Raw genomic sequence first — 25,162 nt, forward strand, 5'->3', positions numbered from 1 at the left:
ATGAGTTACGAACAAGAATTTATGAAGGAATTTGAAGCTTGGGTCAATACCCAGATTATGATTAACGACATGGCGCACAAGGAAAGCCAAAAAGTCTACGAAGAAGATCAAGACGAACGTGCCAAAGATGCCATGATTCGCTACGAAAGTCGCTTGGATGCTTATCAGTTCTTGCTTGGTAAGTTTGAAAACTTCAAGGCAGGCAAGGGATTCCATGATTTGCCAGAAGGCTTGTTTGGTGAGCGAAATTATTAAACGAGATAGATTCTTGATTTTTTACTAAAATCTTGATAGAATATTTATATTAAATCCTTGTCAGAGCAGGGGTTTTTTATTGAAAGGATTTTATCATGTCAAAGAAACTCAATCGTAAAAAACAATTACGAAATAGCCTCCGTCGTGCAGGTGCTTTTTCAAGTACTGTGACTAAGGTTGTAGAAGAGACAAAAAAAGTCGTGAAACGTGCAGAGCAGTCAGCAAGCCAAGCTGGTAAGGCTGTTTCTAAAAAAGTTGAACAAGCAGTAGAAGCTACCAAAGAGCAAGCTCAAAAAGTAGCCAATTCTGTAGAAGATTTTGCAGCAAACTTGGGTGGACTTCCACTTGACCGTGCCAAAACTTTCTACGATGAAGGAATTAAGTCTGCGTCAGATTTCAAAAACTGGACTGAAAAAGAACTCCTTGCCTTGAAAGGAATCGGCCCAGCTACCATCAAGAAATTGAAGGAAAATGGTATCAAGTTCAAGTAATTTTTCTTGATCCTTGCATTTTCGTCAAAATCTTGTTACAATAAAGCCATCAGAGGTGTTTTGGATCCCACATTTTACAGAAAGTGGCGGTGCTGAGAAGTCCACAAATGTGTCAAAACTGGTTGCTAATGGATGAAAAATTGAAATAAAAGTGTCTTTTTGTTTTAAAGACGAGAGTTGCGGGCTTGGCCCGAAATTGGGTGGTACCGCGGATAAACACATTCGTCCCTGTCATGTAGATGGCAGGGGCGATTTTTTGTGTCTTAGGCAAAGGAGGTTGTTATGAAACAATCATTTAAAACTAATAAACTATACTATGGCTTTCCTGTTTTTATTTTAGGATATCAAGATCAGAATTTTGGATATAACATCACGACCTGTAGTTCCTCTTATAGTCTAGGAGATTGGATTGTGATTGGAGTCGTTGCGAGAGAGAATGTTGCAGAGCAAATTAAACATTATCAAAAATTTACTGTGAATATTCCTGATGAAAATATCATGCTCGAGATGGAGCAGGCTGGTTTTATCAGTCATCAGGAGAAATTGGAACGTTTGGGAGTGCATTATGAAATTTCTGAACGAACTCAGGCACCGATTTTAGAGGATTGTCCAGTCGTTTTGGATTGTCAGGTAGATCGGATTATCGAGGAAGATGGAATCTGCCATATCTTTGCTAAGATTGTTGAGCGACTTGTTGACCCAGAACTTTTGGATGAAAAGGGGCATTTTAGAAATGAACTGTTTGCCCCAACATATTTCATGGGAGATGGATATCAGCGCGTCTATCGTTATCTGGACAAGCGTGTAGATATTAAGGGGAGCTTCATCAAAAAAGCGAGGAAGAAGGATGACAAGAGCTGAGTTACCAGAACGCTTGGAAACAGAGCGTCTGGTCTTACGAGTCCGTACAGTGGCGGATGCAGAGGATATCTTTGACTATGCTAGTCTCCCAGAAGTTTCTTACCCAGCAGGTTTTCCACCTGTCAAGACCTTGGGAGATGAGATTTATTATCTGGAGCATATCCTTCCTGAGCGTAATGAAAAGGAAAATCTCCCAACTGGCTATGGGATTGTCGTTAAAGGGACCGATAAGGTCATTGGTTCTGTCGACTTCAATCACCGCCATGCAGATGATGTTCTAGAGATTGGCTATATCTTGCACCCAGACTACTGGGGCCGAAGCTATGTACCAGAAGCAGCGCGAGCCTTGATTGACCTAGCTTTTAGAGAACTAGGTCTTCACAAGATTGAACTCTCTTGCTTTGGCTACAATATCCAAAGTCAACGAGTCGCAGAAAAACTTGGATTTACTCTCGAAGCTCGCATAAGAGACCGTAAAGATATTCAAGGAAACCGCTGTTACAGTCTGATATATGGCTTGCTGAGGAGTGAGTGGGAGGTGATTTGATGCATCTTTTCATCATTGGTGCTCCAGCATCAGGAAAAATGACCATTGGTCAAGAATTATCTCGACTGACGGATGCTACCCTATTTTATAACCATCAAGCTATCGATTTTGCACTAGAAATCTATCAGGACTATACAGAGGAAATGTGGGAATTTGTTCGCGGAATCACCTTTTCTTTCCTTGGAGCAAGTGCAAGAAATAAGAGATCAGTAATTTTAACAGACGTAATTGATTTTTCAAATCAGTACCAACTGATGTATTTAAAGCAAATTCAGGATTTATTGGATAACTTTCATCAAGAGATTCTTTTTGTTGAGTTGGAAACAAGTCTTGAGGAGCGTTTACGCCGAAATCAAACGGAGAACCGGTTGAAGCACAAGCCCTTGAAACGGCATATTGAGATATCTGAAAGAGAAATTTTAGAAACAGCTGAAACCCTTCAATTAAATTCCCAACATCAACCGAATGAGTTGCACCACTACTTTAAAATAAATAATACGAATTTGTCTGCAGAAGAAGCTGCTAAGCAAATTCAAAATAAAATGAACAAAATAGAGAAAGGACAAACACATGTCTAAAGAACTTTCACCTAAATACAATCCAGCCGAGGTTGAGGCTGGTCGTTACCAAAAATGGCTTGATGCTGATGTTTTCAAGCCTTCAGGAGATCAAAAGGCTAAGCCTTATTCAATCGTCATTCCACCACCAAACGTAACTGGGAAACTTCACCTTGGTCACGCTTGGGATACGACTTTGCAGGATATTATCATCCGTCAAAAACGCATGCAAGGTTTTGATACGCTTTGGCTTCCAGGTATGGACCACGCTGGTATTGCCACTCAGGCTAAGGTTGAGGAGCGCTTGCGTGGCGAGGGGATTAGCCGTTATGACCTCGGCCGTGAGAAATTCCTCGATAAGGTCTGGGAATGGAAAGATGAATATGCCACTACCATCAAGGAACAATGGGGCAAGATGGGGCTCTCTGTAGACTACTCTCGTGAGCGTTTCACTCTTGACGAAGGTTTGTCAAAAGCCGTTCGTAAGGTTTTTGTGGACCTTTACAAGAAAGGTTGGATCTACCGTGGTGAATTTATTATCAACTGGGACCCAGCAGCTCGCACAGCCCTTTCTGATATCGAGGTTATCCACAAGGATGTCGAAGGTGCCTTCTACCACATGAACTACATGCTGGAAGACGGTTCACGCGCCCTTGAAGTGGCAACAACTCGTCCTGAGACTATGTTTGGGGACGTTGCCGTTGCGGTCAATCCAGAAGACCCACGCTACAAGGACTTGATTGGTAAAAACGTCATCCTTCCAATCGCTAATAAATTGATCCCAATCGTTGGAGATGAGCACGCAGATCCTGAGTTTGGTACTGGTGTTGTGAAAATCACGCCTGCCCACGATCCAAACGACTTCTTGGTTGGTCAACGCCACAACTTGCCACAAGTTAACGTCATGAACGACGACGGTACTATGAATGATTTGGCCTTTGAATTTGCAGGCATGGACCGTTTTGAAGCTCGTAAAGCAGTCGTTGCTAAGTTGGAAGAAATTGGTGCCCTTGTTAAAATCGAAAAACGTGTTCACAGTGTTGGTCACTCAGAGCGTACAGGTGTTGTGGTTGAGCCCCGCTTGTCTACTCAATGGTTCGTTAAGATGGATCAATTGGCGAAAAATGCTATTGCCAACCAAGACACAGAGGACAAGGTAGAATTCTACCCACCTCGTTTCAACGATACCTTCCTCCAATGGATGGAAAATGTCCATGACTGGGTAATCTCACGTCAGCTCTGGTGGGGTCACCAAATCCCCGCTTGGTACAATGCTGAGGGTGAAATATATGTCGGCGAAGAAGCTCCAGAAGGCGACGGTTGGACTCAGGATGAAGACGTCTTGGATACTTGGTTCAGTTCTGCCCTTTGGCCATTCTCTACCATGGGCTGGCCGGATGTCGACTCAGAAGACTTCAAACGTTATTATCCAACATCAACTTTGGTGACTGGTTATGATATTATCCCGTTCTGGGTATCTCGAATGATTTTCCAAGGTTTGGAATTTACTGGCAAATCGCCATTCAAAAATGCATTGATTCATGGTCTGATTCGTGACGAGGAAGGCCGTAAGATGTCTAAATCTCTCGGTAACGGGATTGACCCGATGGATGTTATTGATAAGTACGGAACAGATAGCCTGCGTTGGTTCCTTTCAAACGGTTCTGCACCAGGTCAAGACGTGCGCTTCTCTTACGAGAAAATGGATGCTTCATGGAACTTCATTAACAAGATCTGGAACATCTCTCGCTACATCCTCATGAACAATGAAGGCTTGACCCTTGAGCAAGCAACTGCCAATGTGGAAAAAGTTGTCAACAAGGAAGCTGGTAATGTCACAGACCGCTGGATTCTCCACAACCTCAATGAAACCATCGGAAAAGCTACTGCTAACTTTGATAAGTTTGAATTTGGTGTGGCTGGCCACATCCTCTACAACTTCATCTGGGATGAGTTTGCGGACTGGTACGTTGAGTTGACCAAGGAAGTCCTTTATAGCGATAATGAAGAAGAGAAAGTCATCACACGTTCTGTCCTCCTTTACACTTTGGACAAGATCCTTCGTCTCCTTCACCCAATCATGCCATTCGTGACAGAGGAAATCTTTGGACAAATCTCAGAAGGCTCTATCGTGACAGCAGAATACCCAACTGTCAATCCAGCCTTTGAAGACCTTGCGGCTCACACAGGTGTAGAAAGCCTCAAAGACTTGATCCGTGCCGTTCGTAATGCGCGTGCGGAAGTAAACGTAGCACCAAGCAAGCCGATTACCATCCTTGTTAAGACAAGCGATAGCGACTTGGAAGCCTTTTTTAACAGCAATGTCAACTACATCAAACGCTTCACAAATCCAGAACACTTGGAAATCGCATCAACCATCCCTGCACCTGAACTCGCTATGTCAAGCGTCATCACAGGAGCAGAAATCTACTTGCCACTGGCAGACCTCCTCAATGTTGAAGAAGAACTGGCTCGTCTCGACAAGGAACTTGCTAAATGGCAAAAAGAACTGGACATGGTCGGTAAGAAGCTCTCTAACGAACGCTTCGTAGCCAACGCCAAACCAGAAGTCGTCCAAAAAGAACGCGACAAACAAGCCGACTACCAAGCCAAATACGACGCGACCGTAGCACGTATTGATGAGATGAAGAAACTCGTGAAATAAACACAGAAACACGGTGATGAACCGTGTTTTTTTGGTATAATGAAACCAATATTTATTGATGGAGAAAGTGATGTCTAATACTCTTCGAAAATCAAATTCAAACCACGTCAGCGTCGCCTTACCGTACTCAAGTACAGCTTGCGTCTAGCTTCCTAGTTTACTTTTTGATTTTCATTGAGTATAAACACCCGCATTATGAATTGTTAAATTTAATTGGCTACGGTCTTGCCAAGTTTGACAAGCTTTTTATAAAAGAATTTCAATGTTCTAGCAAGTCGGAGTTTTATCGCTATGTGGTTTCTCTGGGAATTGCTGAAACAACTGGAGTTGTAAAGAATAGAATGGATTTATTTGATCCTTATTTTGACAATAATCGAAAAGGTTGGTGGCAGAAAGCTGAAGTTTACCGTTTTCGTAAAGATTTAATTGATATGATGTTTGGAAATGAAGATGTTCATAGTTATGCTGAAATCGTTAAAATGCTACTTGCTAGTGAAGGAAAGAAAACAGGCATAACCATCGTTGAAAAATCAATAATTAGAACTAAATTCAAACGTCTACAAGAAACTGGAATGGAAGCGGAAAATTATTTTATACTCAACTTTGATAAAGAAGAAAAATTCCAAGGTGGACAGTTAACCGATGTCCATCTTTATGGTGATGGATATGATTTTCAGGTAGATGTCCAAGAGCATTCTTACCTTGCCGAAGTAAAAGGTATCCGAAAATCTAAGGGTCGCATTCGTTTGACTTCCAACGAGTTTGAAAAAGCCAAAGAGTTCCAAACAGATTTTGTTTTATCTCTAGTCACCAACCTAGATGATATTCCAAAGTTAGTGTTAATCGATAATCCTTTAAAACATTTTGAGTTTAAAAAGAATATTATAAAAAATGAAATTATTGAATACAGAAGCTTAGAAGATTTGTATTAGTTTCCCTTAAGTGTTCCAGTTGAAAGAACGAGAAGTCTTGACAGGTCAACGGCTCAATGAACTGGAAATCAAAGGTATTGGCTTGACCAAGTTTAAAAATGGGGAAATCGGTATTGAATTTATCTGGATCGATACCGAACCCCCGCCAAGTGATGCCATCGGCTGAGTAGCAAAGAAATAAAAAGTTCGCTGTCTTTTTGTTTTGTATTTTACAGTTTTTTCTTTACAAGTCTTTCTTTTTTATGGTATTCTTTTAAGCAACAAGTGTTGCGCAACTAATGTTGCGCGAAAGGAGTCTTATGCCACCAAAGGTTAAATTTAGTAAAGAGACTATCATTGGAACAGCTTTACAATTGGTGAGAGAAGAGGGCATGGCTAGTTTGACGGCTCGAGCATTAGCGGAGCAACTGGGAGCCACACCAAGAGTCATTTTTGGGCAATTTGCCAATATGGCCGAGTTACAAGCAGAGGTTATTGGTGCTGCGGAAATGGTAGTGGTGGAGTATATTCGTAAGGCCTTAGAAGATGAGAAGCCTTTTCGATCCGTCGGGGTTGCTTATATCCTTTTCGCCTCAAAAGACCCCCAACTCTTTCAATTGCTTTTCCAAAATCCCAGCAAAGATCCGATTCGTCGCTTTCAAGATTTTCTTCCCATGAAGGATTATAGTTACCAATTGGTTCTGGATTCGATCGTCGCAGACTATCCTTTGAATGTAGAGGAGGCTGGTCGCTTGTACCAGCATCTATTTATCTACTCGCACGGGATGGCCTCAATGGTTGCTTCTGACATTTATCAATTCAGCATGGAAGAAGTGATTGGATTACTGACAGAGGTTTGTCAATCTCTCATCAAAGAAATGGTAGGAAAGAAATGATTCAACTAGAAAATGTGCACAAAAGTTACGGCCAAACCAAGGTTTTAAAAGGGATTGATTTGCAGCTTCAAGACCAGTATGATGTGGTTATCCTCGGTCCTTCTGGATCAGGCAAATCAACTCTCTTAAACGTTCTGTCAGGTTTAGAAAAGGTAGACGAGGGACATATACTCATTCAAGGACAGGATTTGGCTCAACTCACAGATACTCAATTGACAGCCTTTAGACGTGAGAAGATTGCCTTTATTTTTCAGCAGTATTATTTATTGCCTAATCTAACAGTCAGACAGAATGTAAAGATGGGGGCAGACCTGGCAAACAATCATGATTTTTTGCAGATTATCGAGGATTTGGGACTTGGCGATAAGCTGGACAAGTATCCGAGTGAATTGTCAGGTGGGGAACAGCAGAGAGTCTCCATTGCTCGGGCCTTGGCCAAAAAGCCAGAGATTCTTTTCTTAGATGAGCCGACGGGAGCCCTGGATGAAGAAACGGGGCGCAAGATTCTCGACTATATCTGGGAGTTAAAGGAAAAGCTTGGTTTGACCCTCATCATGGTGACGCATAACCAAAATATTGCGGATATGGCAAGAACCATCATTCGTGTCAATAGTGGCAAGATTACCGAAGTTGTGACCAATGATCAGCCTCAGACTGCTTATGAGATTGGATGGTAAGCCATGTTTTCAGTAAAAGATATTCGAAAATTAGTTGTCGTCAGTATAATTGGGGCTTGTGCGGTCTTTGTGGCCAATCTCTTCTTGAATTTTTACTTGGACATCGAGCAGTTGGAGATTTCTAAAACCAATCCCATGATTCAGACCTACTATGATGTCCAGATTTCGCTTTCTTGGATGGTGGCCATGGTCAGTGGAGTCGTCTTGTCCTTGACGTCGGTCCTTCTCATGTGTTTTTATATCAAACAATTTGTCGATGATCACAAGGAACAATTAGGAATTTTAAAAGCTTTGGGCTATAGCAATGGCCAGCTGGCTAAACGATTTTGGGCATTTGGGATCAGTTTTGGTGCCGGAGCGCTTCTTGGCTATTTCACTTCTTTTCTTATGATGGGGCATTTTTATGACTTCCGGAATGAAAAGGGGATCCTGTCAGAAATTACCATTCATTTTCATTGGCAGCTCTTGCTTGCTTTTGTGGTCCTTCCAACGGTATTTTTTATGCTTATCGCGGTTGGTTATGCTAGAAGACAACTACAAACGCCGGCTCTTCGCTTATTGAAAAAGTCCCCAACACCAATCAAGGTCAAAAGGAGAAAGAGGGCTCCTAAGAAAGAGAAAGACTTCCTAAAAGAGCTGTCTTCGTCACTAATTTGGGGGAGAAAATCTATCCTATTTTTTGTAGTCTTTGGCTCTATGTGTTTTGCGGCTATGGTTCAATTATCCTTTGGTCTAAGGGACTACACAGATGACATCATCCAAACCATGATGATCATGATTGGCTTGATCCTTTCTTTCTCTATTCTCTTTTTGTCATTGGGGATTGTCGTCTCAGAAAGTCGCGAAACCCTGGCTCTTATGAAGGTTTTTGGCTACACAGATCGTGAATGCCAAGGTCATATCCTATCTCCCTATCGTTTCTGGGCATATCTAGGATTTGTTCTTGGGACGGCTTATCAGTACGCTATCATGGAAATCTTGATTGGTGTGATCAAAGATACGGTTCCTGAAAAGATTGAGCATCACTTTGATGGGAATGTTTGCTTCTGGACTTTGATCGGTTTTGCTGTGGTTTATGAAAGCCTCTTTTATCTATCCAACAGAAAACTCCAAAAGCAAACCATCAAAGAAGTACTCTTAGCTGAATAAATAGAGAAGGTTGGATTCTCCAGCCTTTTTCTTATGAAACTCATTAACAAGAGAAGGATTTTTCACTATTCTAGGGAAAATGAAATAAAGGAAAGAAAACGAAGTTACTGGTAGGACCTGAAATGATCTTTTTACTTGATTTGACGCAACAAATAATCCTTTATCTCTGTAGGAATCCTCTTGCAGTTTGTGGTTGGTATTGGAGTTGCAGTCTTGAGTTATAAATAAATCAATATACCTGTGGTCATGTTACACAGGTCTTTCAATTAGCTGAAATATTTCACCTTTATTTTTTCTTAACCTTTGACTATTCTGCAAAATTATCGTAAAATAAAGAGTAAATGATAAAATGAGGTCAGAGTCTGTTTGCTCTGGCGATAGTAGTATAAATGAGGAGAAACGCTTTGGAATTAGAAGTATTTGCTGGGCAAGAAAAAAGTGAACTATCTATGATTGAGGTAGCGCGTGCTATCTTGGAACTTCGTGGTCGTGATCATGAGATGCATTTTAGCGATCTTGTAAACGAAATTCAAAACTACCTTGGAACATCAAACAGCGATATCCGAGAAGCCTTGCCTTTGTTCTACACAGAGTTGAACTTTGACGGTAGCTTCATCTCACTTGGAGATAACAAATGGGGCCTTCGTTCATGGTATGGTATAGATGAAATCGACGAAGAAATCATCGCTCTTGAAGAAAATGACGACGATGAAGTAGCACCAAAAGCTAAGAAAAAACGTGTCAATGCCTTCATGGATGGTGATTCAGATGCTATTGACTACAATGCAGATGATCCAGAAGACGAAGATGCATACGAAGCAGATCCAGCTCTTTCATACGATGATGAAAATCCAGATGATGAGAAAAACGAAGTGGAAGCTTATGATGCAGAAATCAACGAAATCGCCCCAGATGACTTGGGTGAAGACGTGGATCTCAACGAAGAAGACGACGAGTTTTCAGACGATGATTCTGAAAACGTCGAGGAATAAAAGTTAGCTATTGACAATTTTCCTATTTTTAGGTATCATATTGTTCGGGCACCTCTTTTAGAGGTCGGGGCTCCCTAGTTCTTAGGGAGCTATTTTTGTTTTTTCAAGAAGTTATCTTCTTGTATTTTGGTTGTGAATCTGGTGCAGTCGTTCCAGATTATTCTTATTAGTAGGGTCTTGTTTTCTATGTCCCCTCGTAGTTAACAAGGCCTTGAGCATTTTAGAAAGAGGAATCTATGTCTACGAAATATATTTTTGTAACTGGTGGTGTGGTATCGTCTATTGGGAAAGGGATTGTGGCAGCGAGTCTGGGCCGTCTCTTGAAAAATCGTGGTCTCAAAGTAACCATTCAAAAGTTTGACCCTTATATCAATATCGATCCGGGAACTATGAGCCCTTACCAGCACGGGGAAGTTTTTGTGACAGATGACGGAGCTGAGACAGATTTGGACTTGGGTCACTATGAACGTTTCATCGATATCAATCTCAACAAATATTCCAACGTGACAACTGGTAAAATTTACAGTGAAGTTCTTCGTAAAGAACGCCGTGGAGAATACCTTGGGGCAACTGTTCAGGTTATTCCTCATATCACAGATGCTTTGAAAGAAAAAATCAAGCGTGCCGCTCTAACGACTGATTCTGATGTCATTATCACAGAGGTCGGTGGAACTGTTGGAGATATCGAGTCCTTGCCATTCCTAGAGGCTCTTCGTCAGATGAAGGCAGATGTGGGTGCGGATAATGTTATGTACATCCATACAACCCTGCTTCCATACCTCAAGGCCGCTGGTGAAATGAAAACCAAACCAACACAACACTCTGTCAAAGAATTGCGTGGATTGGGAATCCAGCCAAATATGTTGGTTATTCGTACAGAAGAGCCAGCTGGTCAAGGAATTAAAAATAAACTGGCCCAGTTCTGTGATGTGGCACCAGAAGCCGTTATCGAATCGTTGGATGTTGAACACCTTTACCAAATTCCATTGAACTTGCAGGCACAAGGTATGGACCAAATTGTCTGTGACCATTTGAAACTAGACGCTCCAGTAGCAGATATGACAGAATGGTCAGCCATGGTGGACAAGGTCATGAACCTCAAGAAACAAGTCAAGATTTCACTTGTCGGTAAGTATGTGGAGTTGCAAGATGCCTACATCTCAGTGGTCGAAGCCTTGAAACACTCTGGTTATGCCAACGACGCAGAAGTGAAAATCAATTGGATCAATGCCAATGATGTGACAGCAGAGAATGTGGCAGAACTCTTGTCTGATGCGGACGGAATCATCGTACCAGGTGGTTTTGGCCAACGTGGTACGGAAGGAAAAATCCAAGCCATCCGCTATGCGCGTGAGAATGATGTTCCAATGCTGGGTGTCTGCTTGGGAATGCAGTTGACTTGTATCGAGTTTGCTCGTCACGTTTTGGGACTTGAAGGTGCCAATTCTGCAGAGCTTGCACCAGAAACAAAATACCCTATCATTGATATCATGCGTGATCAGATTGATGTTGAGGATATGGGGGGAACCCTTCGCTTGGGACTTTATCCATCTAAGTTAAAACGTGGCTCTAAGGCAGCAGCTGCTTATCACAATCAAGAAGTGGTGCAACGCCGTCACCGTCACCGCTATGAGTTTAACAATGCCTTCCGTGAGCAGTTTGAGGAAGCAGGTTTTGTCTTCTCAGGAGTTTCTCCAGACAATCGTTTGGTTGAAATTGTGGAAATTCCTGAAAATAAATTCTTTGTAGCGTGTCAGTATCACCCTGAACTTTCAAGTCGTCCAAACCGCCCAGAAGAACTCTACACTGCCTTTGTTACTGCAGCTGTTGAGAACAGTAAATAGCAAAATCAGAACCTTTGAGAAGAATCTCAGAGGTTTTTTGATTGCATATTTAGGATAATATTTGCAAATTAAAAACATAGTGATATAATTAACATAACAAAAGTTAAGGAGGATTTACAATGAAAAAAATCACACTATTTGGTTTCTCTCTAGCAGGTCTAGCTTTACTGACTTTTCCTCATTCAGGTCAGGCATTCGAGCTGAAAGAAGAATGGGTTGTCAAGGGTGGTATTAAGTATCAAGATGGCAAAATTCTTCGATTTAACAATGGCCATGAAGTAGATATCAAAGTATTGGATTTGCCAAAAACTGAGAAAATCGAGTGGACGGTCAGTCTCAATGGTCAAGATCAAACTGTCAATTTCCTAGGTCAAGAAAAGGACAAGTCTATGATGGGTGTAGAGGGGCGTTACCTGAATTTCTATGTACCTTATGGCTATAGAGGGGATATCAAGGTCGAGGCCAAGAGCGGAAATGAAGTAAAGACCTGGTCCACTAAAGTAGTAGATGATGTATATAATGACGGTGGAAAGAGTGGTTACTTCCGTATTGACGAATCAAATGATCAACACACCTACCTTGATGCAAAATGGGACTATCAAACCAAGACCTACACTGCTACCTTACCAGAAACTGTCAATGGTCAAAAAGTCTTTGCTTGGGCAGACGACTATGAAGAATTGAAACTTCAAAAACCAGGAGTTATCAGTCATTCCTACAGGGGGGCAGGAGCCTTCAAAATACTTTATCCAATTGTAAAAGCAGAAAGCTGGCTAAAAAAGGATTACAGTGAAAAGTGGTACTATCAAAAACAAGGACAATTAGTTCAAAATGCTTGGGTTAAGGACAAGGGAACTTGGTACTTTATGAATGATAAAGGGATCATGTTCAATCAAACTTGGCTCTATCAAGGTGGCAACTGGTATGCCTTTAAATCATCAGGAGCTATGATTGCTGGTGACTGGTTTTATGATCAAGGCAAGTGGTACTATTTATCAACTTCAGGAGCCATGAAAGCAAGCACTTGGGTTTATGACAAGGGAGAATGGTATTATGTAAGTTCTTCTGGTGCCATGCTTGCGAATGATTGGGTCAAAGACAACGACAAATGGTATTATCTAGCTTCATCAGGTAAGATGCTTCGCAATACCTACACACCAGATGGTTACTATGTAGATGCCGGTGGTGCTTGGAAATAAGAATAAGAAGTCCTTTTCCTGCAAGGAAGAGGCTTTTTACTTACTTTTCTGCTGCTTCCTCATTTGTCCTGAAGCGTTTTTTGTGTTAAAATGAATGGTATGAAAGCTAAAAAAATGTGGATGGCAGGCTTGGCTCTGCTAGGTATTGGAAGCCTTGCCCTTGCTACGAAAAAAGTTGCAGATGACCGCAAGCTCATGAAGACTCAGGAAGAGTTGACAGCGATTGTGCGAGACCACTTTTCAGACATGGGGGAAATTGCGACCCTCTATGTTCAAGTTTATGAAAGTAGTCTGGAGAGCTTGGTTGGTGGCGTCATTTTTGAGGATGGCCGTCATTATACCTTTGTCTATGAAAATGAAGACCTGGTCTATGAGGAGGAAGTCTTATGATACAACCAGCAAGTTTAGAAGAATTGGCATTTTTAGTAGAAAAAGATGGCAAGAAAGTCTTCCTTTTTGTGGCAGACTGGTGTGGCGATTGTCGTTATATCTATCCTGCCTTGCCAGAAATTGAGGAGACCAATCCAGAGTTCACCTTTATTCGTGTGGACCGAGACCAGTATATGGATTTGGCCAAACTCTGGGATGTTTACGGAATCCCTAGCCTTGTTGTTCTAGAAAAGGACAAGGAAATTGGCCGTTTTGTTAACCGCGACCGTAAAAGCAAGCAACAAATTAACGATTTTTTAGCAGGACTGAAATAGGAGAAAAAGGAAACAATGATTTTTACATATAACAAAGAACATGTCGGTGATGTCCTTATGGTCATCGTGAAAAATAGCGGAGATGCCAAACTAGATGTAGAACGCAAAGGCAAGGTAGCCCGTGTTTTTCTCAAAGAGAATGGGGAAACAGTGGCTTGGAATATTTTCGAAGTTTCAAGTTTATTTGAAATCGCAGAGCGCGGTCAAGTCTTTTTATCAGATGAGCAAGTCGCTCGTTTGAACCAAGCATTGCAGGCAGAAGGCTTTGCAGAAGAAATTGTTAATGACAAGGAACCTAAGTTTGTTGTTGGTGAAATCGTTGAGATGGTAGCCCATCCAGATAGTGACCACCTCAACATCTGCCAAGTTGCAGTCGCAAGTAACAAGACAGTGCAAATCGTTGCAGGGGCTCCTAATGCGCGTGTTGGGTTGAAAACCATTGTGGCTCTTCCTGGAGCAATGATGCCAAAAGGCAATCTCATTTTCCCAGGCGAACTTCGTGGTGAGAAGAGTTTTGGCATGATGTGCAGCCCTCGTGAATTGCATTTGCCAAACGCTCCGCAAAAACGTGGTGTTATTGAATTATCAGAAGGTCAAGTTGTCGGAACTCCATTTGATCCAGCTAAACACTGGACTGCCTAAAAAGTTGTTAATATCTGATAGACCAGCTAGAAGGAAATAAGATGGCAAAAAATGTAGTGATTACAGGAGCGACATCAGGAATCGGTGAAGCAATTGCGCGTGCTTATCTGGAGCAGGGTGAGAATGTCGTTCTAACAGGACGACGGACAGATAGACTAGAAGCTCTTAAGTCGGAGTTTGCAGAAGTCTTTCCAAATCAAACCGTCTGGACCTTTCCACTAGATGTCACGGATATGACTATGGTGAAGACTGTTTGCTCCAGTATTCTAGAAACGATAGGGAAGATTGACATCTTGGTTAATAACGCCGGTCTGGCTCTAGGTTTAGCACCCTATCAGGATTATGAAGAGCTGGATATGTTAACTATGTTGGATACCAATGTCAAAGGTTTGATGGCAGTCACTCGCTGTTTTTTTCCAGCAATGGTAAAAGCTAATCAAGGACATATCATCAACATGGGGTCAACCGCAGGAATCTACGCCTATGCGGGTGCCGCTGTTTACTCAGCTACCAAGGCAGCGGTTAAGACCTTTTCGGATGGACTGCGAATTGATACCATCGCAACGGATATCAAGGTGACGACCATTCAGCCTGGAATTGTCGAAACAGATTTTTCAACGGTACGTTTTCATGGTGATAAAGAACGAGCTGCGACGGTTTATCAGGGAATCGAAGCCTTGCAGGCACCAGACATCGCAGACACAGTAGTCTATGTGACCAGTCAACCTCGTCGTGTGCAGATTACAGATATGACCATTATGGCCAATCAACAGGCGACAGGATTTATGGTTCATAAAAAGTAAAAAATTTTCTCGAAAAGTTACAAATTTCTGTAACTTTTTTTGATTTCCTACGAATAGATAAGTAGGAGGAAAAAATATGTATAATAAAGTTATCATGATTGGACGTTTAACGTCTACACCAGAATTGCATAAAACCAACAATGACAAGTCAGTAGCGCGAGCAACTATCGCTGTGAACCGTCGTTACAAAGACCAAAACGGTGAACGTGAAGCTGATTTTGTCAATATGGTTCTATGGGGCAGACTAGCAGAAACTTTGGCAAGCTACGCAACCAAAGGTAGTCTCATTTCCGTTGATGGAGAATTGCGTACCCGTCGCTTTGAGAAAAATGGTCAGATGAATTATGTGACCGAAGTCCTTGTGACAGGATTCCAACTCTTGGAAAGTCGCGCCCAACGTGCCATGCGTGAAAATAATGCAGGCCAAGATTTGGCAGATTTGGTTTTGGAAGAGGAGGAATTGCCATTTTAAACATTGAAAAGTCTGAGTTGTTCTCAGGCTTTTTTATAATGTCTAAATGTGTTACAATGAACTAGTTGAAACTTTTTGGAGGTTGGAATGAGTAGAGAATATACAAGAACAATCGTCAAAATTATATTTTGTACAGTAGTCGTATTTGTTTTTGCGATTTATACTCATGTGAGTCAGACAGATCCTATTCCGGGACAAATAAAAGTTGGAGCGACTTATATGACGATGAATAGTGAATTTTATAGACATTTACATAATGAGATTCAACGCTATTCTGATTCAGAAGGTCAGATATTGTATACTCGGGATGCAGAGATGAGTGAAGAAAAACAGAGTAAACAAATTGATGAGTTTATAGAGAAGCGAGTGAATGTTATTGTTATTAATCCGGTTAAGAGTGATAGCGAGCAAATTGTAGAAGCGTTAAGTAGGGCAAAGAATTTTGGAATTAGAGTTATAGCAGTAGATAGTCAGTTGAATAATATAAAAGTTGATACGAGTATAGTTTCTGATAATTACCATGCTGGGATATTAATTGCCAAGGATTTGATGAAACGTACCTCAAATGCTCATATTCTTTTGTTAACGCACAAAGATGCTTTATCAGCTAATCAGAGAATAACTGGTTTTTTGGATACAATAAAATCAGAAGAACATTATCAAATTATCTCAGAAAGAGAAACGGTTGGTCAAACAGAGTATGCTATGACTACTGTAGGTGATGCGTTATCTGAAGGTTTACAATTTGATGCTATAGTGGCTTTAAATGATAGAGCAGCTATAGGAGCTTTAGCAGCAATTAAAGAATTGAAAGTAACTTCAAAAAAACTTATTTACGGAATAGATGGTTCACCAGATATGAAGCATTTATTAGCTACAACAGATGAAGTTACGGGAACGGTTGCTCAATTTCCATCTCATATGGGTAGAAAAGTATCGGAAACAATAGATTTATTAGTAAAAAAAGAAGAAGTTGAAGAATTATATACTATACCTGTACAATTTGTTGATAAAAATAATATAATTCAGTTTGATATTAATGGGTGGCAGTAATGAAACAGGTAAAAGGTGTCCAGTACTCTATAATTTTGCTTTTATTAATTAATTTTCTAACCATTATATACAATGGAGCTTTGTATATACAGATTACAAACTATGTAATTTCAAAGGGACAGATGATACTCTTATTGGGAGAATTAAACAATATTTCAAAATCACCTGACCAGATTTTTTGGTATTCAATTATCTTTTTTGTCGGTATTATTTTTATATCTACCTATAAAATGTATTCAACTGAGAAAAAATGGCCAATTTTTTCAAAATGGAATTTGTTTGAAATAGTATTAATGATTGGTGTTATATGGTCACAAAATCTGTCATACAATGGAATAATATTATTAGTTTTTGCTGATATATTCTATAGTTCAAGAGAGTTTCAAGACTCTGATAGTAAACGTTCTTGGATTATTTTTATTTTCTTGAGTTTTTTAATGTTACTTTTAACAGACTATGAAATCTTGTCACTATTTATAAAAGTTCCATCTCTTTCTACCTATATCCAATTTTACCCATCGTCCATACGAGGTGTAGTGTTATTTTTAGAAAATGCATTGACGTCATTAAACGTTATTATTTTCATCATCTCTTTATTGTCTTATATCCTATACGTGATTAAAGAGCACCATAATATTGAGGAAGAGCTTAAAATGTTATCTAGAGTCAACACTGAATTGAATCATTACATATCGTTATCAGAGAAAATCGCTGAAGATCGAGAAAGGAAAAGAATTGCTCGGGAAATTCATGATACTCTAGGTCATGCGTTGACAGGAATTTCAGCAGGGATTGATGCTGTTTCTGTACTAATTGATGTTCATCCTATCCGTGCTAAAGAACAGTTGAAAAATGTTTCAAATGCAGTTAGAGAGGGGATAAAAGATGTTAGGGGATCATTACATAGACTAAGACCAGGAGCTTTGCAAAATAATGGTTTAAAAGATGCTCTAATATTAATGATTAGTGAGTATGAGTCTCTATCAAAACTCTCTGTCGATCTAAAATATGAATGGGGGAATATTGATTTAGATGTTATGCAGGAAGATACTATTTTTAGGATTATACAAGAATCTATGACAAATTCTGTTCGTCACGGACATGCTAGTAAAATGAGCATTCGCTTTATGAGTGAGGATAACAACATAATAGTTTTGCACGATAATGGAATAGGTTTTGACGACTTACAAATTGGGTATGGCTTGAAACAAATGAGAGAGCGAGTTTCTATTTTAGGTGGTTCTATTCATTTTGAAAATAGGGAAGGATTTTACACTAAAATAGTTTTTCCAAAAATAGGAGGTGAAGTATATGATAAAGGTAATGATTGCAGATGATCAGGCGTTAATTAGAGAGTCTTTGCAGATCATTTTATCAGTATATGCTGATATTGATGTTGTATCCGTCGTTGGTGATGGTATCGAAGCTATGGATAACATTATGACTGTAAAACCGGATATAATTTTAATGGACATTAGAATGCCCAGAATGGATGGAGTATTGGCTACAAAAGAAATCAAAAAACTTTTTCCAAATATAAAAATTATAATCTTAACAACATTTGATGACGACGAATTCATTTTTAGTGCTTTAAAATATGGTGCATCTGGCTATTTATTAAAAGGAGTTTCAACCGACGAGTTATATCAAGCCATTCAGACAGTGTATAAAGGTGGAGCTATGATTAATCCTAATATAGCTAGTAAGGTATTTCAATTGTTCTCGCAGATGGCACAGACCAATTTTTCTATTACTGTGAAGGAAGAGAATATTGAAAATATATCACTGACAGAATGGAAAATTATTCAGCAAGTGGCATTTGGAGAATCAAATAAGGAAATTGCCAGTAATCTTTTTTTATCCGAGGGAACAGTGCGCAATTACCTTTCTATCATTCTTTCAAAACTAAATTTGAGAGATAGGACACAGTTAGCCATATGGGCTGTACAAACAGGTGTGACACAAAAGAATTTTTCAAAGGAAATGGATAAATGAAATTAAAGCAATTGTTTCTAGCGATACTGTTTGTGCTAAGTTGCTTGAGTTTATTTCTTATTTGGGAAAACAAGCAGATAAAGATTATTAGGCTGGGTTTTTATTCTGATTCTAGTTGGGGAATTCCTACAGGGAATAACAGCTATGTACTAGATGAGGCTATTAAGAAATTTGAAGAGCTTCATCCAGGGGTTAAAATTGTATATGATTCAGGTATTCCTAAGGAGGAGTATTCTAATTGGATTTCAAGTCAAATTTTAAAAGGTTCTGAACCGGATGTATTTCTATTATCAAGCGACCAATTATCTTTATTTGCATCAAAAGGTATTTTAAAAAAACTAAATTCCTATCTGTCTCAAGAAGATGCCTCTAATTTCTATGATGTATCTTTGCAGGCAGCAAAATACGGAGATGATTTATACGGTCTTCCATATGAAAGCAATCCCATGTTGATGTGTGTAAATCAAGATTTACTTTTAAGAGAGGGCATTGAAATTCCTGAAGTAGGGTGGACGCAGAAAGATCTCTATGAGATTAGTAAAAAAGTTACAAAAGATACCGATGGAGATGGAATCGTTGATCAATTTGGGATAACAGGATATAGTTGGAAAGAATCTCTAGCGGCCTTTGGTGTTACTATTTCTGAGAGTGGTATTCCTCGTATAGATTCGTCAGAAATGAAGGATGCTTTATCCTATATAAGGGGATTGAATCAATTAAACGGACGTTACAAAGTAACCTATAAAGATTTTGATGAAGGGCATGTGGCCTTTTATCCAATGAGTTTGGCACAATATCGAACATATAAACCTTTTCCTTATCATGTGGCCAAATATACAAATTTTAACTGGACATGTATTTCATTGCCAACTACTAAGGAAGACATTCGTTCTACTGTAACAGATACTTCCTTATACGTGGTTTCTTCGCGTTCTCGCAATTCAAACCTTGCCGTATCGTTTATAGAATTTTTAACAATTAATCGTGAAATTCAACAAAATTTATTTAATAAGGGTCAAGGAAGCTCAGTATTACCAGAGGTAGTAACTAGTTTGAAGAGTGAAGAGTTGATGAAGAAAGGAATGATTGGTCAGAATGCCTTAACGACTACTTCACTGGATTATATAATGAAAAATTCAATTACAACTATTTCAAAAGGAATAGATTCAAAATCATTGGTTGGAATAGAAGAAAGATTAGAAGCATTATCTATGGATGAAAATAACACGGATATTGAAGGTAGTCTTATTAAGTTACAAAAAGAACTAGATATAGGAACCCTTAAATAGATATCAAGATTATTATTTCTTAAATAATACGAACATGGCAGATGTCTTTATTGACATTTGTCATTTTTTTATTGACATTTATCAATAAACTTTTGTGACATTTAACAATTATAAAGTGAAGATAAGGATGATAGAATAAAATCAATAAAAGGAGGGAAATATGAAGTATTTGATATTAGTCAGTCATGGAGGGCTCGCAGAGGGATTGAAATCATCTCTTTCTATGTTTGCTTCGGATAAGGTAGATGATGTCATAGCGATTGGCTTAAAAGATGGAGAAAGTCTTGCAGGTTTTTCTGTAGAGGTCAAGAATGTTATTGCATCTCTGGATGAAAATGATTCGGTTCTTGTTTTAGCAGATATTGTTGGGGGAAGTCCTTTAACAACTGTTGCAACAGTATTAGAAGAATTTGGAAAATTAGAGAATGCAACTATTTTGGGAGGTATGAACTTAACAATGGCACTTACAGCAGTGGTGATGAAAGACATTCTGACCGGAAGTGAACTTGTTTCTACGATATTAAACGAATCATCCTCAGCTCTACAGGAATTTGAAGTCGGATCGGATGATAATCTTAATGAAGAAGACGATATTTAGTTGTATAAGGAAAGGAATAAAAAATTATGGCAGTAACATTTGTACGAATTGACGATAGAATGATTCATGGACAAACAGTCACTAGATGGGCAAAAGAACATCCATGTGATGGATTAATTGCAGTAAATGACGCTGCTGCATCTAATAAGGTTTTAATTCAGGCATATAAAGGTGCGTCAGATAAAAAAACATTTGTTTGGACAAAGGAAGCGTTTAAAGAAAAATCATCTAAAGTAACAGAATCGGATAGTAGATATTTTTTGATTACTAAGAATCCAATTGATATGAAAGAAATTTTAGTAGACCAGGGCTTTATTCCAGGAGATGTTAAAGAAATTATTGTAGGACCTGCTAACGATAGACCAGGTGCTATCAAGTTGGGAAATAATCAATCAATTACTCAAGAGGAAGCAGTTGCACTAGAAGCAATTGAAAAAGCAGGATATAAAGTTAGATTCCAATTGTTACCAGATGTATCTATTGGCTATTGGAGTGATTTTAAATCAAAATTTGGATTTTAATAATGAAATAAGGAGACAAAATGATGGAAATTTCTTGGATTCAAGCAGCTCTTTTAGGATTGTTTGCAAGTTTAGCATCGATGCCAGGTATGGGGGGATCCAGTATTGGTAACTATACTTTGGGGCGTCCATTAGTTGGTGGTTTAATTGTAGGTTTAATATTAGGAGATATAACAACAGGGGTAATCGTTGGTGTGGCTTTGCAGGTATTATATATTGCCTTAGTGACACCTGGTGGAACTGTATCTGCCGATGTACGGGCAATTTCTTATATCGGAATTCCGTTATCTATCCTATTTGTTCATGCAAATAATATTTCAGGTGAAGTAGCGATTGCAGCAGCAGCAGCGCCAATTGGAGCCGCGGTTGGAACAATTGGAACTGTTTTATTCTATGGTACAGCTACTATGAATTTGCTTTGGCAACACATTGGATGGAAAGCTGTAGAGAAAGGTGATTTTAAGAAGTTATATGCTGTTGATTGGGTATATCCTTGGATTTCACATTTTATCTTTTCTTTCTTACCAACAATGATTATTACAAAATTTGGACCAGATATGGTTGATCTTATGAAAGTATATCTTCCGATGGATGGTTTTGTAATGAAGTCTCTATTTACTGTAGGAGCACTCCTTCCATGTGTGGGTATTGCAATACTTTTGAAACAAATTGTTACAAAAACAACAGACTTTATTCCTTTCTTTGTCGGGTTCACGTTAGCAAAATCTTTAGGCTTGAACTTAGTAGCAAGTGGTGTTGTATCATTAATTTTTGCAGTAATTTATTATGAATTAGAAGTTATTAAATCTGCCCGTACGACAGCAGTTGTCAGTGATATGGGATTTGATGAAGAGGAGGATATTTAGAATGAGTCGAAAAAAAATATCAAGAAAAACATTGACAAAATCATTTCACCACTGGTTCTATGGACATCTGACATGTTTTTCTCAAGAACATATGCAAACTTTTGGATATTTAACTTCTATGCTTCCAATTGTAGAAGAAATGTATGATACTAAGGAAGAGCAAAAAGAAGCTATGCAAACATACACAGCATTCTTTAATACTGAGCCGCAGTTGGGTTCTCTAGTAGTTGGGATAACAGCTGGTTTGGAAGAAGCGCGTGCAAATGGAGATGCCGTAGATAGTGAAACCATTAATGGAATGCGAGCTGGTCTAATGGGGCCTATTGCAGGTATTGGAGATTCACTTATTGTAGGAACATTAATTCCTGTTCTTTTGGGGATAGCACTAGGTCTTTCTAAAGGAGGAAATATTTCTGGTGCAATATTCTATATTATTGCATGGAATCTATTAGTCTATCTTGGAATGCGTTTTGCTTATTTTAAAGGATATGAACTTGGAGATAAAGCAGTAGAATTTTTAGTAGGTCCTAAAGGTCAGGCGCTAAGAAAATCAATTAGTGTTGTTGGTGGTATGGTCATAGGAGCTGTTGCAGCAACTTGGGTATCTGTCACTACGGCGCTAGAGCTGAAAAATGGAGATGGAGAAACATTTTTAAACTTACAAGAAAAAATTGATGGTGTTTATCCAGGTCTCTTAACAGCAGGTTTTATTGTTCTATGTTGGTGGCTGATGGCTAAAAAGAAAGTTTCTCCAAATTGGGTGATGCTATTATTGGTAGTTATTGCACTTGTAGGAGTAGCCTTAGGATTTTTCAATCCAGGATTGAAATATTAATAGTATGTAAAAAAGCAACGGTTTATAATCGTTGTTTTTTATATATGCGTAATATAAGGATTTAGAGTTTCGGTATTTTTTATAAAAGAATTAACGAAAATACTAATTCCATAAATCATGTTGGTTAAAATTCTACAATATTAAAGTGCAAAATTAGGATAAAGAAATTTATCTATTCATCCTCAGAAAGTCAGACTTTTTTCTTGACTATTTCTGACCAAGTGATACAATAGAATCATGAATTAGCACTCAGATATAAAGAGTGCTAATAATATGTAGTTCATCATGGAGGAAAACAGATGTTGAAACCATTAGGAGACCGTGTGGTCTTAAAAGTAGAAGAAAAAGAACAAACTGTTGGAGGCTTTGTCCTTGCTGGCTCAGCCCAAGAAAAAACCAAAACAGCCCAAGTTGTAGCTACTGGACAAGGTGTTCGTACCTTGAACGGTGACTTGGTTGCTCCAAGTGTTAAAGCTGGAGACCGTGTCTTGGTTGAAGCTCACGCAGGTCTTGATGTCAAAGATGGTGATGAAAAGTATATCATCGTAGGCGAAGCGAACATCTTGGCTATCATTGAAGAATAGAAGGAGAAAGTAAGTATGTCAAAAGAAATTAAATTTTCATCAGATGCCCGTTCAGCTATGGTCCGTGGTGTCGATATCCTTGCAGATACTGTTAAAGTAACCTTGGGACCAAAAGGTCGTAACGTTGTGTTGGAAAAATCATTTGGCTCACCCTTGATTACCAATGACGGTGTGACCATTGCCAAAGAAATTGAATTAGAAGATCATTTTGAAAATATGGGTGCCAAATTGGTATCAGAAGTAGCTTCTAAAACCAATGATATCGCAGGCGACGGGACTACGACTGCAACTGTTTTGACCCAAGCAATTGTACGCGAAGGAATCAAAAACGTCACAGCAGGTGCAAATCCAATCGGCATTCGTCGTGGGATTGAAACAGCAGTTGCAGCAGCAGTTGAAGCTTTGAAAAACAACGCCATTCCTGTTGCCAACAAAGAAGCTATCGCTCAGGTTGCTGCCGTGTCTTCTCGTTCTGAAAAAGTTGGTGAGTACATCTCTGAAGCCATGGAAAAAGTTGGCAAAGATGGTGTCATCACTATCGAAGAGTCACGTGGTATGGAAACAGAACTGGAAGTTGTGGAAGGAATGCAGTTTGACCGCGGTTACCTTTCACAGTACATGGTGACAGATAGCGAAAAAATGGTTGCTGATCTTGAAAATCCATACATTTTGATTACTGATAAGAAGATTTCAAATATCCAAGAAATCTTGCCACTCCTAGAAAGTATTCTCCAAAGCAATCGTCCACTCTTGATTATTGCGGATGATGTTGATGGCGAAGCTCTTCCAACTCTTGTATTGAACAAGATTCGTGGAACCTTCAACGTAGTAGCAGTCAAGGCGCCTGGATTTGGTGACCGTCGTAAAGCTATGCTCGAAGATATCGCCATCTTGACAGGCGGAACAGTTATCACAGAAGACCTTGGTCTTGAGTTGAAAGATGCGACAATTGAAGCTCTTGGTCAAGCAGCGAGAGTAACTGTGGACAAAGATAGCACTGTTATCGTAGAAGGTGCTGGAAATCCTGAAGCTATTTCTCACCGTGTTGCAGTTATCAAGTCTCAAATCGAAACCACAACTTCTGAGTTTGACCGTGAAAAATTACAAGAACGATTGGCGAAATTGTCAGGTGGTGTAGCGGTTATTAAGGTCGGAGCTGCAACTGAAACTGAGTTGAAAGAAATGAAACTCCGTATTGAAGATGCCCTCAACGCTACTCGTGCAGCTGTTGAAGAAGGAATCGTTGCAGGTGGTGGAACAGCCCTTGTAAATGTCATCCCAGCTGTGACGAATTTGGAATTGATAGGAGATGAAGCAACAGGACGCAATATTGTTCTCCGCGCTTTGGAAGAACCTGTTCGTCAAATCGCACACAATGCAGGATTTGAAGGGTCTATCGTTATCGATCGTTTGAAAAATGCTGAGCTTGGTACAGGCTTCAACGCAGCAACTGGCGAATGGGTCAACATGATTGAAGAAGGAATCATCGACCCAGTTAAAGTTAGCCGTTCAGCTCTACAAAATGCAGCATCTGTAGCTAGTTTGATTTTGACAACAGAAGCAGTCGTAGCCAATAAACCAGAACCAGTAGCTCCGGCTCCAACCATGGATCCAAGCATGATGGGTGGGATGATGTAAGCTTTCTATAGAAAACAACTTATAAAAAACATAAAAGGAGGGAATGGCTATTCCTCCTTTTTATGCTATTCACTTCTAAATAGATTTGAGCTCTCCTAACTTATATGATAAAATAAGA

Annotated in this window: 29 protein-coding genes; all 29 read left to right on the forward strand. The window is 39.4% G+C overall.

Annotated features, from left to right (window positions below):
* The 29 genes from N8O43_RS08165 (at nucleotide 1) to groL (ending at nucleotide 25,044) form a co-directional block, all read left to right on the forward strand.
* Nucleotides 1–255 carry a DUF1912 family protein gene (locus N8O43_RS08165; protein ID WP_000119707.1) on the forward strand — a complete coding sequence of 85 codons (255 nt, stop codon included), beginning with the start codon at nucleotides 1–3 and terminating at the stop codon, nucleotides 253–255.
* A 95-nt stretch (nucleotides 256–350) separates the two neighbouring features.
* Entirely contained in the window at nucleotides 351–746 is a 396-nt protein-coding gene (locus N8O43_RS08170) for a helix-hairpin-helix domain-containing protein (RefSeq protein ID WP_000038635.1), read from the forward strand.
* A 282-nt stretch (nucleotides 747–1,028) separates the two neighbouring features.
* Nucleotides 1,029–1,607 (forward strand): flavin reductase family protein, encoded by a 579-nt coding sequence (locus N8O43_RS08175; protein WP_049515942.1) that lies wholly within the window; start codon nucleotides 1,029–1,031, stop codon nucleotides 1,605–1,607.
* The gene (locus N8O43_RS08180; RefSeq protein ID WP_261089972.1) at nucleotides 1,594–2,154 is read left to right on the forward strand and encodes a GNAT family N-acetyltransferase; all 561 of its coding nucleotides are present in this window, start codon (nucleotides 1,594–1,596) and stop codon (nucleotides 2,152–2,154) included. Before N8O43_RS08175 ends, N8O43_RS08180 begins: the two co-directional genes overlap by 14 nt.
* On the forward strand, nucleotides 2,154–2,732 hold the full coding sequence (locus N8O43_RS08185) for an AAA family ATPase (protein ID WP_261089971.1): 579 nt from the start codon (nucleotides 2,154–2,156) through the stop codon (nucleotides 2,730–2,732). The genes N8O43_RS08180 and N8O43_RS08185 overlap by 1 nt, the downstream gene beginning before the upstream one ends.
* Entirely contained in the window at nucleotides 2,725–5,376 is a 2,652-nt protein-coding gene (locus tag N8O43_RS08190; RefSeq protein ID WP_261089970.1) for a valine--tRNA ligase, read from the forward strand. The genes N8O43_RS08185 and N8O43_RS08190 overlap by 8 nt, the downstream gene beginning before the upstream one ends.
* Nucleotides 5,377–5,549: 173 nt before the next feature.
* Nucleotides 5,550–6,308: a protein NO VEIN domain-containing protein gene (locus tag N8O43_RS08195; RefSeq protein WP_261090043.1), complete on the forward strand. Its 759-nt coding sequence runs from the start codon at nucleotides 5,550–5,552 to the stop codon at nucleotides 6,306–6,308.
* Nucleotides 6,309–6,327: 19 nt separating this feature from the next.
* Nucleotides 6,328–6,474 (forward strand): hypothetical protein, encoded by a 147-nt coding sequence (locus N8O43_RS08200; RefSeq protein ID WP_261090045.1) that lies wholly within the window; start codon nucleotides 6,328–6,330, stop codon nucleotides 6,472–6,474.
* A gap of 133 nt (nucleotides 6,475–6,607) precedes the next feature.
* Complete coding sequence (locus tag N8O43_RS08205; protein ID WP_261015985.1) at nucleotides 6,608–7,183, forward strand: TetR/AcrR family transcriptional regulator; 576 nt, start codon at nucleotides 6,608–6,610, stop codon at nucleotides 7,181–7,183.
* Nucleotides 7,180–7,860, forward strand: a complete 681-nt coding sequence (locus tag N8O43_RS08210; RefSeq protein WP_261015984.1) for an ABC transporter ATP-binding protein — start codon at nucleotides 7,180–7,182, stop codon at nucleotides 7,858–7,860. The genes N8O43_RS08205 and N8O43_RS08210 overlap by 4 nt, the downstream gene beginning before the upstream one ends.
* A gap of 3 nt (nucleotides 7,861–7,863) precedes the next feature.
* Nucleotides 7,864–9,009 carry an FtsX-like permease family protein gene (locus N8O43_RS08215; protein WP_261089969.1) on the forward strand — a complete coding sequence of 382 codons (1,146 nt, stop codon included), beginning with the start codon at nucleotides 7,864–7,866 and terminating at the stop codon, nucleotides 9,007–9,009.
* Nucleotides 9,010–9,413: 404 nt separating this feature from the next.
* Nucleotides 9,414–10,001 carry a DNA-directed RNA polymerase subunit delta gene (gene rpoE / locus N8O43_RS08220; protein ID WP_261089968.1) on the forward strand — a complete coding sequence of 196 codons (588 nt, stop codon included), beginning with the start codon at nucleotides 9,414–9,416 and terminating at the stop codon, nucleotides 9,999–10,001.
* 236 nt (nucleotides 10,002–10,237) lie between these two features.
* Entirely contained in the window at nucleotides 10,238–11,845 is a 1,608-nt protein-coding gene (locus tag N8O43_RS08225) for a CTP synthase (RefSeq protein WP_261089967.1), read from the forward strand.
* Between the two features lie 119 nt (nucleotides 11,846–11,964).
* Complete coding sequence (locus N8O43_RS08230; protein ID WP_261089966.1) at nucleotides 11,965–13,044, forward strand: PspC-like choline-binding domain-containing protein; 1,080 nt, start codon at nucleotides 11,965–11,967, stop codon at nucleotides 13,042–13,044.
* A gap of 90 nt (nucleotides 13,045–13,134) precedes the next feature.
* A complete protein-coding gene (locus N8O43_RS08235; protein WP_001013971.1) occupies nucleotides 13,135–13,434 on the forward strand; it encodes a DUF4651 domain-containing protein in 300 nt (99 codons plus the stop codon).
* Nucleotides 13,431–13,748, forward strand: coding sequence for a thioredoxin family protein (locus tag N8O43_RS08240; RefSeq protein ID WP_119919755.1), 318 nt, complete (start codon nucleotides 13,431–13,433; stop codon nucleotides 13,746–13,748). The genes N8O43_RS08235 and N8O43_RS08240 overlap by 4 nt, the downstream gene beginning before the upstream one ends.
* 15 nt (nucleotides 13,749–13,763) lie before the next feature.
* Nucleotides 13,764–14,390, forward strand: a complete 627-nt coding sequence (gene ytpR, locus N8O43_RS08245; RefSeq protein WP_261089965.1) for a YtpR family tRNA-binding protein — start codon at nucleotides 13,764–13,766, stop codon at nucleotides 14,388–14,390.
* Between the two features lie 41 nt (nucleotides 14,391–14,431).
* On the forward strand, nucleotides 14,432–15,193 hold the full coding sequence (locus N8O43_RS08250; RefSeq protein ID WP_261089964.1) for an SDR family NAD(P)-dependent oxidoreductase: 762 nt from the start codon (nucleotides 14,432–14,434) through the stop codon (nucleotides 15,191–15,193).
* A 76-nt stretch (nucleotides 15,194–15,269) separates the two neighbouring features.
* On the forward strand, nucleotides 15,270–15,665 hold the full coding sequence (locus N8O43_RS08255; protein WP_000282467.1) for a single-stranded DNA-binding protein: 396 nt from the start codon (nucleotides 15,270–15,272) through the stop codon (nucleotides 15,663–15,665).
* Nucleotides 15,666–15,752: 87 nt separating this feature from the next.
* The gene (locus N8O43_RS08260; protein WP_020903141.1) at nucleotides 15,753–16,718 is read left to right on the forward strand and encodes a substrate-binding domain-containing protein; all 966 of its coding nucleotides are present in this window, start codon (nucleotides 15,753–15,755) and stop codon (nucleotides 16,716–16,718) included.
* On the forward strand, nucleotides 16,718–18,055 hold the full coding sequence (locus N8O43_RS08265) for a sensor histidine kinase (RefSeq protein ID WP_020903142.1): 1,338 nt from the start codon (nucleotides 16,718–16,720) through the stop codon (nucleotides 18,053–18,055). The genes N8O43_RS08260 and N8O43_RS08265 overlap by 1 nt, the downstream gene beginning before the upstream one ends.
* Nucleotides 18,030–18,713, forward strand: a complete 684-nt coding sequence (locus tag N8O43_RS08270; RefSeq protein ID WP_020903143.1) for a response regulator transcription factor — start codon at nucleotides 18,030–18,032, stop codon at nucleotides 18,711–18,713. The genes N8O43_RS08265 and N8O43_RS08270 overlap by 26 nt, the downstream gene beginning before the upstream one ends.
* The gene (locus N8O43_RS08275; RefSeq protein WP_173234931.1) at nucleotides 18,710–20,002 is read left to right on the forward strand and encodes an ABC transporter substrate-binding protein; all 1,293 of its coding nucleotides are present in this window, start codon (nucleotides 18,710–18,712) and stop codon (nucleotides 20,000–20,002) included. The genes N8O43_RS08270 and N8O43_RS08275 overlap by 4 nt, the downstream gene beginning before the upstream one ends.
* A gap of 160 nt (nucleotides 20,003–20,162) precedes the next feature.
* Entirely contained in the window at nucleotides 20,163–20,600 is a 438-nt protein-coding gene (locus N8O43_RS08280) for a PTS sugar transporter subunit IIA (protein ID WP_020903145.1), read from the forward strand.
* A gap of 26 nt (nucleotides 20,601–20,626) precedes the next feature.
* Nucleotides 20,627–21,121, forward strand: coding sequence for a PTS sugar transporter subunit IIB (locus N8O43_RS08285; RefSeq protein WP_261089962.1), 495 nt, complete (start codon nucleotides 20,627–20,629; stop codon nucleotides 21,119–21,121).
* 23 nt (nucleotides 21,122–21,144) lie between these two features.
* The gene (locus N8O43_RS08290) at nucleotides 21,145–21,987 is read left to right on the forward strand and encodes a PTS mannose/fructose/sorbose/N-acetylgalactosamine transporter subunit IIC (RefSeq protein WP_078238001.1); all 843 of its coding nucleotides are present in this window, start codon (nucleotides 21,145–21,147) and stop codon (nucleotides 21,985–21,987) included.
* The gene (locus N8O43_RS08295) at nucleotides 21,968–22,822 is read left to right on the forward strand and encodes a PTS system mannose/fructose/sorbose family transporter subunit IID (protein WP_033683132.1); all 855 of its coding nucleotides are present in this window, start codon (nucleotides 21,968–21,970) and stop codon (nucleotides 22,820–22,822) included. Before N8O43_RS08290 ends, N8O43_RS08295 begins: the two co-directional genes overlap by 20 nt.
* Nucleotides 22,823–23,121: 299 nt before the next feature.
* Complete coding sequence (gene groES, locus N8O43_RS08300; protein WP_033688179.1) at nucleotides 23,122–23,406, forward strand: co-chaperone GroES; 285 nt, start codon at nucleotides 23,122–23,124, stop codon at nucleotides 23,404–23,406.
* 15 nt (nucleotides 23,407–23,421) lie between these two features.
* Nucleotides 23,422–25,044 carry a chaperonin GroEL gene (gene groL / locus N8O43_RS08305; RefSeq protein WP_261089961.1) on the forward strand — a complete coding sequence of 541 codons (1,623 nt, stop codon included), beginning with the start codon at nucleotides 23,422–23,424 and terminating at the stop codon, nucleotides 25,042–25,044.
* Nucleotides 25,045–25,162: the final 118 nt, after the last annotated feature.

It is taken from the genome of Streptococcus mitis (assembly GCF_946190335.1).
Lineage (GTDB): Bacteria > Bacillota > Bacilli > Lactobacillales > Streptococcaceae > Streptococcus > Streptococcus mitis_CH.